Raw genomic sequence first — 14057 nt, forward strand, 5'->3', positions numbered from 1 at the left:
AATCGCACGCATCTCCCCTAGGCATACGCCTGTATGCAGGCCACGAAAGACGTGCCCATTCAGGACTGCGGGGAGCTACCATGGCCTATAAATCCGACATCGAAATCGCGCGTGAGGCGCAGAAGAAACCGATCCAGGAGATCGGGGCCAAGCTGGGCATCGAAAGTACCGATCTGCTGCCCTACGGCCATGACAAGGCCAAGGTGAGCCAGAACTTCATCAATTCGGTCCAGAGCCGCGAGAACGGCAAGCTGATCCTTGTCACGGCCATCAACCCCACGCCTGCGGGCGAGGGCAAGACGACCACGACAGTTGGTCTGGGCGATGGTCTGAACCGCATCGGCAAGAACGCTTGCGTGTGTATCCGTGAAGCCTCGCTTGGGCCGAACTTCGGGATGAAGGGCGGTGCCGCTGGTGGCGGTTACGCGCAAGTCGTGCCGATGGAAGAGATGAACCTGCACTTCACCGGTGACTTCCACGCCATCACCTCTGCCCACTCGTTGTTGTCGGCCATGATCGACAACCATATTTACTGGGGCAACGCCCTTGAGATCGACACCCGTCGCGTCGTGTGGCGCCGTGTGGTTGACATGAACGACCGGGCTCTGCGCCAGATCACGGCCAGCCTTGGCGGTGTGGCCAACGGTTTCCCGCGTGAGGCTGGTTTTGATATCACCGTGGCGTCAGAAGTCATGGCGATCTTGTGTCTGGCGAAAGACCTCAAGGACCTGCAAAAACGTCTGGGTGACATGATCGTGGCCTACCGTCGTGACCGCTCACCAGTCTTCGCGCGCGACATCAAGGCCGATGGCGCGATGACTGTTCTGCTCAAGGATGCAATGCAGCCAAACATCGTGCAGACACTGGAAAACAACCCGGCCTTCGTACATGGCGGTCCGTTCGCGAACATCGCACACGGCTGTAACTCGGTCATCGCCACCACCACAGCCCTGAAGCTGGCGGACTACGTGGTCACCGAAGCAGGCTTTGGTGCCGATTTGGGTGCCGAAAAGTTCATGAACATCAAATGCCGCAAGGCGGGTCTTGCCCCGTCCGTCGTCGTCTGTGTGGCGACCGTACGTGCGATGAAGATGAACGGTGGCGTGGCCAAGGCCGATCTGGGTGCCGAGAACGTGGACGCTGTGAAGGCGGGATGTCCAAACCTTGGCCGTCACATCGAGAACCTGAAATCCTTTGGTGTACCGGTAGTCGTGGCGATCAACCACTTTGTCACCGACACCGATGCAGAAATTCAGGCGGTCAAGGATTTCGTGGCCGAACAGGGGGCCGAGGCTATCCTGTCGCGCCACTGGGAACTGGGCTCGGAAGGCTCGGCTGATCTGGCGACCAAAGTGGCGGAACTGGCTGATGCTGACACCGCGAACTTTGCGCCCATCTATCCCGATGACATGCCGCTGGCCGAAAAAATCCAGACCATCGCCAAGCGCATCTACCGCGCGGACGAGGCATTGATGGACCAGAAGATCCGCGATCAGTTGAAGCTGTGGGAAGAGCAGGGCTATGGCCACTTGCCTGTCTGCATGGCGAAGACGCAATATTCATTCTCGACCGATCCGAACTTGCGCGGCGCGCCCACGGGCCACTCGGTGCCGGTGCGCGAAGTACGTCTGAGTGCGGGTGCCGGCTTTATCGTCGCTGTCTGCGGCGAGATCATGACGATGCCGGGCCTGCCCCGTGTGCCGTCCGCTGAAAACATCATGCTGAACGATGACGGTCAGATCGAAGGTCTGTTCTAATTGCAAAACCCCTCTCGGCCCCGTCACAAAGCGATGACGGGGCTGAAATCTCATTGACCCGACACCGCTCCGGCGGTCAGCGTGCTCTCCATCACTTGGAGGACGACCTATGACCAGATTACTTGTACTGATTGCCACCCTCGTTTTTGCCGCTGCAACGGCCCAGGCGCAAGAGCGGTACGAAGGGTATTACTATCCAGAAGTCACCTCGACCGAGGACTTCACCCGTGTGATCCGGCAAGCGCCCGATTCCAGCAAGGGCGTGCGTGTCGAGTTCGTGACCAACCTGACGGTGGCCCAACTGGCCGCCCCCGAAAGCCCCCGCTTTGTCTTTTTTGCCAAGGGTGCGGATGCCAAGCATCTGACTGTCATTGCCCTGGACGACGAAGTGTTTTCGACCCTATTCCGGGCCCGCGCGGTACTGGCGCAAATGACATCCAACATGCGCAACAATGACTTCTTTCGCGCGCAAGAGCTGCAATTCGTAGCGACCTTTTTTGATCTGTTGCAACTGATGGAATTCGACACGCTGGTGATCAGCGATGGCGAGTCATGGGCGCATCAGGTGAATTTCATCCGATAAGTAGGAGATCCAATCGACATGACCGCGACTGTAATTGATGGCAAGGCCTTTGCGGCCAAAGTGCGGGGCCAGGTGGCTGACCATGTGGCCTGCCTGAAAGAAGCACACGGGGTCACGCCCGGTCTTGCGGTTGTGTTGGTGGGCGAAGACCCGGCCAGCCAGGTCTATGTCCGGTCCAAGGGCAAGATGACTGTCGAGGTCGGTATGAAGAGTGTTGAGCACAAGCTAGATGCCGACACATCCGAGGCGGATCTTCTGGCCGTCGTCAAATCGCTGAACGAAGACCCGGAGATCCACGGTATCCTCGTTCAATTGCCGCTTCCGGGGCACCTGAACGAGGATCTGGTGATCAACTCTATCGATCCGGCCAAGGATGTGGACGGGTTCCATATCTCGAACGTGGGTCTGCTGGGCACGGGGCAGAAGTCGATGGTGCCCTGCACCCCGCTGGGCTGTTTGATGATGCTGCGGGATCATCATGGCTCGCTGTCAGGGTTGAATGCCGTCGTCATTGGCCGGTCGAATATTGTGGGCAAACCGATGGCGCAGTTACTGCTGGGTGATAGCTGTACCGTGACGATTGCGCATTCACGGACCAAGGACATTCAGGATGTCGTGCGAGGTGCGGATGTTGTCGTGGCGGCTGTTGGGCGACCAGAGATGGTGACGGGAGAATGGATCAAGCCCGGTGCCACGGTCATCGACGTGGGCATCAACCGTATTGATGCACCTGAGAAGGGTGAGGGTAAAACGCGGCTGGTGGGGGATTGTCACTATGACAGCTGCGCGGAAGTGGCGGGGGCCATCACGCCTGTGCCGGGTGGCGTTGGCCCCATGACCATTGCGTGTCTGCTGGCGAACACCGTGACGGCGTGTTGTCGGGCGAACGGGTTGGCGGAGCCTGAAGGGCTGACTGCCTGAAGACAGGTGAGGCGGAGGACACCTCCGCCTTACGCTTGCACCGGAACCATCGTGCCCTGAAGGATTGCGACAAGGGTTTCGGTGTCGCCATTGATGACGAACACCTCTGATGTGACCACGATGAGGCGGCGGCCGGGTTTGACGACCCGGCCTTTTGCGATGAGGCGGTCGCCCGTTGCGGGGGCGATGAGGTTGATCTTGATCTCTGCCGTGACGACCTCCTGATCCTCGGGGAGCGTGGTGAGGGCTGCGTAGCCTGCTGCGCTGTCTCCAAGACCAAAGGTCAGTGCAGCGTGTGCAAATCCTTGTTGCTGACGGCTGCCGGGCAGGATTGGGGCCGAGATGGTTACGAGACCCGGTTCGATGGAGTCCAGAGTGGCGCCAAAGGTCCGCATCATGCTTTGCCGGGCAAAGCTGGCTTTGATCCGGTCCCTCATGCAGCCCCGCGGGGCATGGGCACTTGCACCGGCCGTGGGCCGGTGAGCACGGCGCTTGCGTCGGGACGCATCAGTTTGCTCAACGTCTGGCTGTGGCTGCGCAGACCGCCGGTATATGTTCCGTAGGCGGGCAGGATCAGCTTGTCGCTGTCGATCAGGAAGGCAGGGCGCGAGATGGCGCGTGCCCGTGTCTGCAACGTCGCCTTTGGATGGTAGTGGCCGGACACCTCGCCGCTGGCGCCCGGTCTGGCGATATGGCGGAAGGTGAGGGCACCGATGGGCAGTTCAGCCAGGTGAGTGCCGCCAAATTCTATCGGGCCGGGATCGTGGTTGCCTTCGATCCAGACCCAGCGGCGGCCCGCCTGCAGTTTGGTGATCCAGAGCCGTTCCTTCTCGGGCAGGCTGCGTGCCGCTGCAAGGTCATCGAAGCTGTCCCCAAGGCAGATGACTGTGCGTGCGCCTGTCGCTTCGAGGTCGGAGGCGAGGCGGGTGAGCGTGTCGCGCGTCTCGTAGGGTGGCAGTTGCATACCGCTGCGTCTGGCGATGCGTTTGGCTTTGCCCAAGTGCAGGTCTGAGATGCAGAGCAGGTTTTGCTCGGGCCAGAAAAGTGCGCCGGAGCCGAGCGCCTTGAGCGCTGCGCCGGCGAGAGTGAGATCGCACGTGTTCATATTTTGTTCATAGCGCCGGGGGAAGGGCGCATCAAGATGCGCCTTACTGTTGGGGCTCTGCCTCAAACCCCGTCGTATTTTGGGTCGGAAGAAGGCTGAGGTTAGAACGGAACGCGCCATTCCCTTTTCTTGGGCTCAAGTGGCAAGCCTGCGGTGGTCATCAGCCGCTCTGCTTCTTCGGCCAGCAGTTTTTCTTCCGCCAGACCCTTGATCGGGACGCGGCCCACTTCGAGCATCAGGGGGGCCGCCAGCGGAGTGATACGGTCGTGCTCGGTCAGGTCGATGCGGGTGCCGATGCGGGCGCACATTTCCTCGATCCGGCCAAAGTCGACAAGGCCGCGCATCGCTTCCTCGCGCGTGATCTGCAGCATGAGGTGATCCGGGTCATACTTCGCCAGCGTGTCGTAGAGGATGTCAGAGCTGAAGGTGGCTTGTCGTCCAGTCTTGCGGTTGGAAGGCAGGTTGCGTTCGATCAGCCCGGCAATGGTTGCGGATGCGCGGAAGGTGCGCTTCATCACGGCGTTGCCAGCAAGCCAGCGATCTAGCCCGTCCCGCAGGGCGTCGATGTCGAAAAGCGGGGCAGGGTCGGTGATCTTGTTCAGGCCCCAGATCAGCGTGGCGTAGTCGGTGGCGAGAAAGCCCAAGGGGTTCAGGCCAGTTTCCTCCATCCGTTTGGTCAGGAGAAGTCCCAATGTTTGCATGGCGTTACGGCCCGCAAAGCCATAGACGGCGGTGTGGATGCGGTTGTCATGCGGGAAGCTTTCGATGAGCAGGCGACCCGGTTCGGGCGGGCGGCTGACTTCGCGTTGCAGGGTCAGCCATTCGGACGTGTGCGGCGGTAAGGCAGGCCATGTGTCTTGCTGGAACATCTCGATGATGCGGTGGCTGAGCTGGGTGGAAGTGGCGAACTTGGTGCCGAGGAAGGTGGCGATCTTTGGCTTCTTGGCCGCATCGCGTGTCACCTGGACGGTCATTTCACGCAAGGAATCGTACCGGACAATTCGCCCGCCGATCAGGAATGTGTCGCCCGGGGTAAGAGAGGCGGCGAAGCCTTCCTCTATCTCGCCTAAAGGTTTGCCCCCTCGGCCCTTGTAGCGCACCTTGAGCGTGTCGGTGTCTTGAATGGTGCCGATGTTCATACGGATGCGTTGGGCGCTGCGGGGATCGCGGAGTTGCCACTGTCCGTCAGGGCGTTGTTGCAGCCGCTTCCATTGGTCGTAGGCGCGCAGGGCGTAACCACCGGTGGCACAGAAATCGAGGCAGGCATCAAATTCTGCGCGAGACAGAGACGTATACGCGCCCGTGGTTGATATTTCGTTAAAGAGGGCATCCGCATCGAACGGGCCCGCGCAGGCGCGTATCAGGATGTGTTGGCAAAGCACGTCGCGGGGGCCATGGCCGCGTGGGTCGCCGTCAAGCGCGCCTTCTTTCACGGCGTCCAAGGCGGCCACGCATTCGACCACTTCGAAGCGGTTTGCGGGTACCAAAAGGGCTTTCGACGGCGCGTTGTATCGGTGGTTGGCGCGACCGATACGCTGCACCAGGCGTTTGACGTTCTTTGGGGCACCGACTTGGATGATAAGATCGACGTCGCCCCAGTCTATGCCGAGGTCGAGCGTGCCGGTACAGACGATGGCCTTGAGCTGCCCATCGACCATGGCCTGTTCGACTTTCTCGCGCTGTTGGCGGTCGAGAGAGCCGTGGTGGATGCCGATCGGCAACTGGTCTTCGTTGGCGAGCCAAATGTTGTGGAAATAAAGCTCGGCCTGGGCGCGGGTGTTGTGGAAGATGAGGGTTGTCTTGTGCTTCTTGACCTCTTCCAGCACCGCAGGGATGGCGTACTTGCCCCCCGAGCCAGACCAGGGGGGAGGTTCGTCTGTCACCAACATCTGGATATCTGGCGGGGGGCCCGGGTCAGCATGGAGTATGTCGCAGGGATCGGGGTGTTTCGCCAGCAGGTGGGCGATAGCCTGTGGATCCTCGACCGTTGCTGAAAGGCCCACACGTTTGAGATCGGGGCGCAGGGCTTGAAGCCGCGACAGGGCGAGGAACATCTGGTCGCCGCGTTTGCTTTCCGCGAGCGCGTGGATTTCATCGACAATTACCCGCTTGAGGCCCGCGAACATGCGCGGCGCGTCTTCGTAGCTGGTGAGTAGCGCGAGGCTTTCGGGGGTGGTCAGCAGGATATGGGGCGGGTCAGCCCGCTGGCGTTTCTTTTGGGTGGCGGAGGTGTCGCCAGTGCGGTCCTCAATCCGGATGTCGAGGCCCATTTCCGCGACAGGTGTACGGAGATTTCGTTTGATATCAGCGGCCAATGCCTTGAGTGGGGAGATGTAGAGAGTGTGTAACCCCTCGTGATCGTTCTCTGACAGATCGGCCAATGTGGGCAGGAAACCAGCCAACGTCTTGCCGCCGCCCGTGGGGGCGATGAGCAGGAGGGCGGGATCGTTTGCGCGTTCCAGCATCTCTTGCTGGTGGGGGTGGATGCTCCAACCTTTGGAGGTGAACCAATCGGTGAAGATGCGGGGGAGGGTGGTCATGAGACGCAATGTAGCGGGTGTGGCGCGCGTGGGAAGTGCGGGAGCCTCCGGCGGGGATTTTTTTGAAACAGGGAAGGGGGACCAGATTCGAACCCGTGATTTACCCGATAATCATAGAGTTTAAGGGTGTATGACAGGGGTGTCACCCCGTGTGCAGCATCCGTACACCTCTTGTGCACCCCCATCGGGCGGCAGGGGTGGGGTTAACGCAACGTGCGGTGGGGCGCCGACGCTGGTTCTGGTCGGTACATATGCTTTTGCTTGGTGCTTGTTCGTGGCTGTGTCAGTGATTGCCCATGTCAGAGATTGAACGCGGTGAGACGATGGATTTTTTCGACGAAGTCTATGCCGCGATGTGTGAAGGCGACCTCGCCTTTTTAAAGTTTGTTGCCGAGGCGTATCCACCTTTTCCGTTTGGGCAGGGCACGACGTTCACGCGATCCTGGATAACTCATGCCATACATGCGTGCCACTACACAGTTTTTGATTGGGTGCTGGCCCAAAGGGTACCGGTCAACTTTTGTGACGACGAAGGATACGGCCCGTTGAAATCGTTGTTGGAAATGGAAAGGCAATTTCCGCCCGCCTTGAGCACAAAGGACGTCATCGCCTGGATTGACAGGCTGATTGAGGCCGGAGCGGACGTGAATTTTCGTCATGCGCTGGACGAGACCGCATTGCACCGAGTTGCGATGATTTCATCGCCCGCGGTCGTCCGACATCTTTTGGACTGCGGTGCTGATCCCCTTGCATATGACGCCGAATACGCGCCTGTGCAGCCCATCCACTATGCGAAATGGTCCAGGTGGAAGAACGAGGTAACAGATATCCTGCAGGCAGCGATGAAGCTCTGAGCGGCAGGTGTTGCTGATTTGGTCAACTGCGTGGTTTCAAAGATCGGATTGTCGCCTGCACCTGTTTCGGGAGCGACGTGTCGGCGCCGTCCGGGGCAGCGTCGAGAGCTGCTGATACATCCTTGACCAGGATGCCTATGGAGTTGTCGGGGGCGTAGCCGTGTTTCGCAAACTCGATCGTGTCGAAGCCAGAGGCGAGCCAGTTTTGTCCTGACGACGTTTCGATCAGGTTCAGGAGGTGTTGGGTGTTGAGCCCCGCCTCATCCGCCCAGTCCAACACAAGCCGGGTCATGGCGGTGTGTGAGGCGGCCAGCAGGTTGTTCAACACCTTGGCCTGCATGCCCGCGCCATAGGCGCCCATGTGGTGAAAGTGTTGGCCCATGAGCGCGAGCAGGGGCTTGGCATCGTCGATGTCAGACTGTGTGCCACCAAGCATGAAGCTGAGCGTGCGGTTTTCGGCGGCGATGACCGCACCGGACATGGGCGCGTCGATCAGGGTGATGTGGCTTGGAACTCTGTTGCGCAGGCCAAGAACATAGCGCGGCGACAGCGTGGAGCAGATGAAGACGCGCCGCAGCTTGGATGCGGTGCCCATCAGGTTCTGGGTGTCAAACAAAAGAGCGTTGGTTTCACCTTCGTCCCGGACAACGGAAAACAGGGTTTCCATCTCGGGGGCAAAGGCCATGATGTTGGTGGTGGTGTCGGACAGGCCCTTGTCCACCACATCAAAGCCTTTGACGTGCGCGCCCCCGTCGCGCAGGGCGGCCAGCATGGGCAGCCCCATGCGTCCGCAGCCCGCGAGGCCGATCATTTGACGATATGTTCGTCCTTGACGAACATGTTGGCCCACGCCCGGTCGATCAGTTCGGGCGTCATCTGAAGCGGGATGCCTTCAAAATTGCAGGTGGCGACCATCTGATCCACCAGGAAGTTTGGCTGGTAGTTGGCGTAGATGTTGTCGATCGTCGGGTACTTGACCTTGAGCAGGTACACGAGCGCCTCTTCGTTCAGGGCCATCCCCTTCTTCTTGGCCACCATGGCAAAGATTTTCAGGAAGTTTGCCTGATTGGGGCCATCGATCTTGATCTTGAAGAAGATCCGGCGCAGGGCCGCTTGGTCGAAGATTTCGTTGGGGTGGAAGTTGGTCGAGAAGACGACCAGCGTGTCGAAGGGCACCTCGAATTTTTCACCTGATTGCAGGGCGAGGATGTCCTTGGATTCTTCGAGCGGGACGATCCAGCGGTTGACCAGCGCCTGTGGCGGTTCGGCCTGGCGGCCAAGGTCGTCCACGATGAAGATGCCGCCGGTGGACTTCAGCTGCAGAGGGGCTTGGTAGGTCCGCGCCGTGGGGTTGTAGACGAGGTCCAGCATATCCAGCGACAGTTCACCCCCTGTGATCACCGTGGGGCGTTCGCATTTGACGTAGCGCTTGTCATAAGGCGTGGTGCGCCGCAGCGAGTTGGGGTCCTGTGCCTCTTCCGGGGCCTGCACGTGCACGATCGGATCATAGACCGTGATGACCTGACCGGCATATTCGATGGCACGCGGGACATAGACGTTGTCCCCCAGCGCATCGCGGATGCCGTTCGAGATGGACGACTTACCGTTGCCCGGGGGGCCATACATCAGGATCGACCGGCCTGCGCTGACCGCTGGGCCAAGCTGGTCCAGAAGGTCATCGGGCAGGACGAGGTGGCCCATCGCACCGGTTAGCTGTTGCCGTGTGACCATGATGTTGCGGATGGATTGGCGTTTCACCTGTGCGCGGTAAACTTCCAGCGGGACGGGCATGGCGCCGAAATACTCAGATTGGGCCAACGCATCCAGGGCGCGTGCCTTGCCGCTGTCCGTCAGTTGATAGCCCATTTCATTGCCATTGTTGGCATTGAGCGTACCAGTCGCCTCCATCAGCCGCTGGTCACGACACATGTCGATGAGTTCCTGGACAACCGGAATGGGCAAACACAGCGCCGGGCTGAGGTCGGACACCATGTCGAGGTTCTTTCGGAACATGGTTTTCAGCAAGATGTCCCGCATCATCACGACGGGCAGTTTCATCTCTTCCAGCCGTTTGGGAGCCGGGGGCGCAATCACGTCCGAGACTTGCATGTTCATGAGGCGGGCCTGTGTTCTGCTGCGTTTTGTTGTGTGTGGTGTAGCGCAGCACTTCGGCCAAAATATGGCTTTAAGAGGTCAAGAGCCGTACAGCGCCGCCAGCCCGAGATAGATCGCAAGGGTAGGGCCCAGTGCAAAACCCATGGGGAATTTGCGCCCTTCCTGGCTCCAACTGGCCCAATTGGGGGCGAATGCGCGTAAAGGGGTGCGTTTTGCGATGGTGTGGACCGCGTATGCTGCCAGAAGGACGGTGGCAAAGAGTGCCATAAGCATACGAATATCCCCAAGCGCCACGTATGGTGCGGCTGCGGCGAGGAACTTGGCGTCGCCTGCCCCCATGGCGCCGGCGGCATTCAGGATCATGCCAACCACCAGAACGATGGCCAGATGGGCGAGCTGCCACAGGTAGGCGTCCATCGGGTAGAGGAATGGCCCCATGGCCGCGAAGACCGCGGCCATCGCAAGCACCGTTGGATTGGTAATCCGCATTTCTGCCAGGTCGGTATAGGCGACATACAGGCAGAGCGGAACCAGCAGCGGCAGAAACCATAGGGCCACCGTGGCCGAAAGCGCAATCATGTCTTACCCGTTCGAGACGTTGTTCTCGAGCGCGCGCAACGACCGAACTGCCGCCTCGAAGTGCTGTGGATGGGTTTCGATGGCATCGCGCAACAGGCCCTTGCCTGTTTCAAGGTTGCCCTGTTTGACCGCCGCGAGACCCAATGTATGCAGCAATTGCGCACGCTCCGTCTGATCCATGGGGATCACCGGCAGGCTGTAGTTGCCCTGGGCGCCACGAGCGAGGATCAAGTTGTTCTTGGCTGTGAACAGACTGGGATCCTGACGGATCGCATCGGTGAACAGCCGTTCGGCATCGCCGAAATCGCCGCGCGTCAGCTTGGAGTAACCCCAGTTGTTCAACACGCCGGAGGGGCGCGTGGTCAAGCCTACGGCGGTTTCATAGAAACTGTCGGCCTTCTTCCATTCCTGGTTGCTGTCGGCGACAAGTGCTTCGAGGCGGTAGCGTTTGAAGGTTTCGACTGTCGGGGGGACCTTGTCCAGCTCTTCCTCGGCGCGGGCCCAGTCGCCCGAACGCAGGAGCGCGTCCGCAAAATCCACGCGGTCGTCATTCGTGACCCCGTCAAGTTTCACCAGTCTTGTGTAGGCCGAGCTGGCCTCGGTATAGCGTTTGGCTCGCACGAGGCTGATGGCGAGGCCGCGCTGCGCGTCAATCCGGCCCGGGTTTTCTTTGCTTGTGCGGCTGAAGTGGGCCACCGCTTCGTTCGGGTCCGCGACAGTCAGCATGACGTCGTTCAGGTCGCTTTCATCCACGACGTTCACGTCCTGAAAGGCCCGTTCGACGGTTTCTTCGGCGTTTTTCTGATCGCAAGCGGCAAGGGCCATAGCGCTCGAAAGAGCGACGGCCATGAATACGGAGTGGCGCATGTTTGCGTCCTTTTTCCTGCTCGTTCGCGCCGTGCTTTTTGCTGCCCGGTCGCATCCCTTTTGCGCCCATGACAGCGCAGCCTCAAACCCACCCGAAGGCGGAAAAATCAAGATGCAGTGCGGATCAAAAAGTCGCTGCTGCCTCGACGGACCAGTTTATACTGGTTCTCATTGGGCGCTACGCTAACAGAATTTTCAGATTTTGCGAGTGCCAAGCGCAAATTATCCCGAATAAGTGTGCTTTCTCCGTCATCCAATGCGAATGCACGGCGAAAGATCTGTACGGCTTCGGCCGTTTTGCCCTGTTCCATCAACACAACCCCAAGGTTGTTCAGATCGGAGGGGACAGGATCATATTCGGTGGTGGCGCGGCGCAAGAGCTTTTCAGCCTGGTTCAATCTGCCAAGCCCGAGATTGGCAGTGCCGAGGCCGGACAGGATTTCAGCATCAAACCCGCCCCGGTCAAGTGCGGCGCGATTAAAGGATTTGATGGCCAGTTCAAATTCGCCCGCGGCAATGAGGCGGTGGCCCACTTCAACACCGTCGACCCCATTTGCGCGGCGGTCGACGCCCGGGGCAAACGGTCCGGTCTGCGAAGCGTCGATGCCCGGCTCTCCGCAAGCGGTTAGGGCGAATGCGAGGGGAAGGGCAAGGAATACCCGGATGCCTGTGATCATGGTGGTCTTTGCCACGTCTCATTATTGACTGCACCGCCCGCCCGGAAAGGACGCGCGGTGCAAGCGTTGTAGCACGGGTCAGGCCGTTGGCCTAGTTGCCGAGTGAACTCATGTTGCCAAATTGCGTAATGCCGTGCGCAGATGGCCCCACGAGGATCATAAGCAAAGGCGGCACTGTCAGCATCATTGTGGCAAGCGTCATCTTGGTTGGCAGTTTATTGGCGGCCTCTTCTGCGCGCATGACACGCTTGTCACGCATCTCGCCCGCGTAGACCCGCAGCGCCTCGGCGATCGACGTACCGAAGCTGGCGGATTGCACCAGCACGGTCACGAAGCTGGCTACGTCCTGCACGCCGCAGCGTTCGCCCATGTCATTCAGCACGGTCACCTTGTCCTTACCGGCCTTCATTTCAAGACTGACAATCATGAATTCATCGGCCAATGCGGGGTAGGACGCCCGCAATTCTGAGGCGACGCGGGTGATGGCCTGATCCAGAGACTGCCCCGCTTCGACGCAAACCAGAAGCATGTCCAAAGAGTCAGGGAAGCCCTGCGTGATCTCTTCCTTCCGCTTTTCGACGCGGCGCGTCACCCAGTACTGGGGCAGGTAATAGCCTGCGCCACCGGGACCAATGGTGAACATAATGATTTTTTGGGTCGTCATGTTGTCCGTACCAACAATGAAGTTGGTGTAAACAACACCCAACGCGAGGCCGAAGACACCCAGAAGGAACTGGGCCGCGTGGAACATGCGCACCGCGTCACGGGACTGGTAGCCCGCCTGACGCAGGGTCAATTGGCGTTTGGACAGTTCGGCCACATCCTCGGGTTCAAGGAATTTCGAGAACCGTTCAAGCTGCTCGTTGCGCGAGCCCTGGCGCAGGCGTTCTTTGTTCGGGCCACTGGCGGTTGCCATCTGGCTCGACTTCTTGAGCTTGGTCAGCGGGTCCTCGGGTTGCCGCAGCATCATGATGATCACGATTGCGACCATCATCACACCGAGCACGCCAGCCAGCACGATAAAGCCAAGCGGGCCAAGCGCATCCGTTATGGGTTGCAGTAGGGCGTCCATGGCAGGCTCCTTACACTTTGATGTTGGTCAGAACGCGCATCACCATCAGGTTTGCGGCCAGGAAAATGCCCACCGCAAAGCAGGCGGGAATGAAATAGGCATGGTCGCGCACGTCGTCGTAATAGTGCGGATCGGTCACGTTGATCACGATCAGCGCCACGATAGGGAACGCAGACAGGAATTTACCTGACCACTTGGCTTCGGCCGTGATCGCCTTGACCCGGCGGAACAGGCGGAAGCGGGCGCGGATCACCTTGGCCAGACCAGCGAGGATTTCGGCGAGGTTACCACCAGATTGCTGTTGGATCGTCACCGCGACTGACAGGAAGCGCAAATCCTGCATGTCGAGCCGTTCGGCCATGTCCTTGAGGCTTTCGCCCACGTCGCGGCCAAAGGCGCTCTCATCGGCGATAAGTCCGAATTCCGAAGCCAGGGGGTCTTGCACCTCTTTCGATACGATCTGGATGGCCGAGCTGAACGGGTGACCGACGCGCAAGGAACGCACCATGAGTTCAACAGCGTCCGGCAGTTGCTCTTCGAGCATACTGAGCCGTTTGTTGGCCTTGGACGATACCCAGAAGTACACCGCACCGATGCCGATGCCGATGGACATGAGGATGCGCACGGGCGTGTCTGTTTCCGTTCCCACGCTGAGCCCGACAAAGGCCACCACTGACAGGCCACCCATGATCATGATCAGCTGTTGAGGTGTGAATGCGATGGCGGCCTTTTGCGCTTTGTCCGCCAGCAGCGAATAGAGCGGGATGGACCGCGCGCCCATGTGCTGCTGCATCTCCTTGCGGAGTTGTTCGAGCACTTCCTCGCGGCGACCCCCGGCCTTGTTCAGCATTTCAAGGCGGCGGTTCACACGGCTGTTGAGGCTGATCGACTTACCAAAGGCGACAAGGTACAGGCCTTCGACCAGTACCAGAACGCCGATAAAGATCAGGCCGTAGATAATTGGTTCTGCACTCATGGCTTCGGATC

14 protein-coding genes are annotated in these 14057 nt (G+C 59.7%); 4 read left to right on the forward strand and 10 right to left on the reverse strand.

What is annotated here, in order from left to right; translation table 11 throughout:
* Positions 1-80 precede the first annotated feature (80 nt).
* From AC53L6_RS16030 to folD, 3 genes are all read left to right on the forward strand, one after another.
* A complete protein-coding gene (locus AC53L6_RS16030; protein ID WP_496908590.1) occupies positions 81-1757 on the forward strand; it encodes a formate--tetrahydrofolate ligase in 1677 nt (558 codons plus the stop codon).
* Positions 1758-1866: 109 nt separating this feature from the next.
* Positions 1867-2340, forward strand: a complete 474-nt coding sequence (locus AC53L6_RS16035) for a hypothetical protein (protein WP_496908591.1) — start codon at positions 1867-1869, stop codon at positions 2338-2340.
* Between the two features lie 18 nt (positions 2341-2358).
* On the forward strand, positions 2359-3261 hold the full coding sequence (gene folD, locus AC53L6_RS16040; protein ID WP_496908592.1) for a bifunctional methylenetetrahydrofolate dehydrogenase/methenyltetrahydrofolate cyclohydrolase FolD: 903 nt from the start codon (positions 2359-2361) through the stop codon (positions 3259-3261).
* A gap of 29 nt (positions 3262-3290) precedes the next feature.
* Here folD and AC53L6_RS16045 read toward each other — a convergent pair whose 3' ends face one another.
* The 3 genes from AC53L6_RS16045 to AC53L6_RS16055 all read right to left on the reverse strand — a co-directional run bounded on the left by AC53L6_RS16045 (position 3291) and on the right by AC53L6_RS16055 (position 6906).
* Complete coding sequence (locus AC53L6_RS16045) at positions 3291-3698, reverse strand: PaaI family thioesterase (RefSeq protein WP_299208941.1); 408 nt, start codon at positions 3696-3698, stop codon at positions 3291-3293.
* Entirely contained in the window at positions 3695-4366 is a 672-nt protein-coding gene (gene pdeM, locus AC53L6_RS16050) for a ligase-associated DNA damage response endonuclease PdeM (RefSeq protein ID WP_496908593.1), read from the reverse strand. The genes AC53L6_RS16045 and pdeM overlap by 4 nt, the downstream gene beginning before the upstream one ends.
* Before the next feature lie 101 nt (positions 4367-4467).
* Complete coding sequence (locus tag AC53L6_RS16055) at positions 4468-6906, reverse strand: ligase-associated DNA damage response DEXH box helicase (RefSeq protein ID WP_496908594.1); 2439 nt, start codon at positions 6904-6906, stop codon at positions 4468-4470.
* A 296-nt stretch (positions 6907-7202) separates the two neighbouring features.
* Here AC53L6_RS16055 and AC53L6_RS16060 point away from each other — a divergent pair, with 296 nt between their 5' ends.
* On the forward strand, positions 7203-7760 hold the full coding sequence (locus tag AC53L6_RS16060) for an ankyrin repeat domain-containing protein (protein WP_496908595.1): 558 nt from the start codon (positions 7203-7205) through the stop codon (positions 7758-7760).
* A gap of 22 nt (positions 7761-7782) precedes the next feature.
* On the opposite strand, the gene AC53L6_RS16065 is transcribed toward AC53L6_RS16060, so the two are convergent.
* The 7 genes from AC53L6_RS16065 to AC53L6_RS16095 form a co-directional block, all read right to left on the reverse strand.
* Entirely contained in the window at positions 7783-8571 is a 789-nt protein-coding gene (locus AC53L6_RS16065; RefSeq protein WP_496908596.1) for an NAD(P)-dependent oxidoreductase, read from the reverse strand.
* On the reverse strand, positions 8568-9875 hold the full coding sequence (locus AC53L6_RS16070; protein ID WP_299603685.1) for a DUF8689 domain-containing protein: 1308 nt from the start codon (positions 9873-9875) through the stop codon (positions 8568-8570). The genes AC53L6_RS16065 and AC53L6_RS16070 overlap by 4 nt, the downstream gene beginning before the upstream one ends.
* Before the next feature lie 78 nt (positions 9876-9953).
* On the reverse strand, positions 9954-10454 hold the full coding sequence (locus tag AC53L6_RS16075) for a prepilin peptidase (protein ID WP_496908597.1): 501 nt from the start codon (positions 10452-10454) through the stop codon (positions 9954-9956).
* 3 nt (positions 10455-10457) lie between these two features.
* Positions 10458-11321, reverse strand: coding sequence for a tetratricopeptide repeat protein (locus tag AC53L6_RS16080; RefSeq protein ID WP_496908598.1), 864 nt, complete (start codon positions 11319-11321; stop codon positions 10458-10460).
* Between the two features lie 107 nt (positions 11322-11428).
* Entirely contained in the window at positions 11429-11998 is a 570-nt protein-coding gene (locus AC53L6_RS16085) for a tetratricopeptide repeat protein (protein WP_472729309.1), read from the reverse strand.
* A 91-nt stretch (positions 11999-12089) separates the two neighbouring features.
* Entirely contained in the window at positions 12090-13070 is a 981-nt protein-coding gene (locus tag AC53L6_RS16090; RefSeq protein ID WP_299603674.1) for a type II secretion system F family protein, read from the reverse strand.
* Between the two features lie 10 nt (positions 13071-13080).
* Positions 13081-14046: a type II secretion system F family protein gene (locus AC53L6_RS16095; protein WP_299208963.1), complete on the reverse strand. Its 966-nt coding sequence runs from the start codon at positions 14044-14046 to the stop codon at positions 13081-13083.
* Positions 14047-14057 lie beyond the last annotated feature (11 nt).

It is taken from the genome of Tateyamaria sp. LSS28 (genome assembly GCF_059611725.1).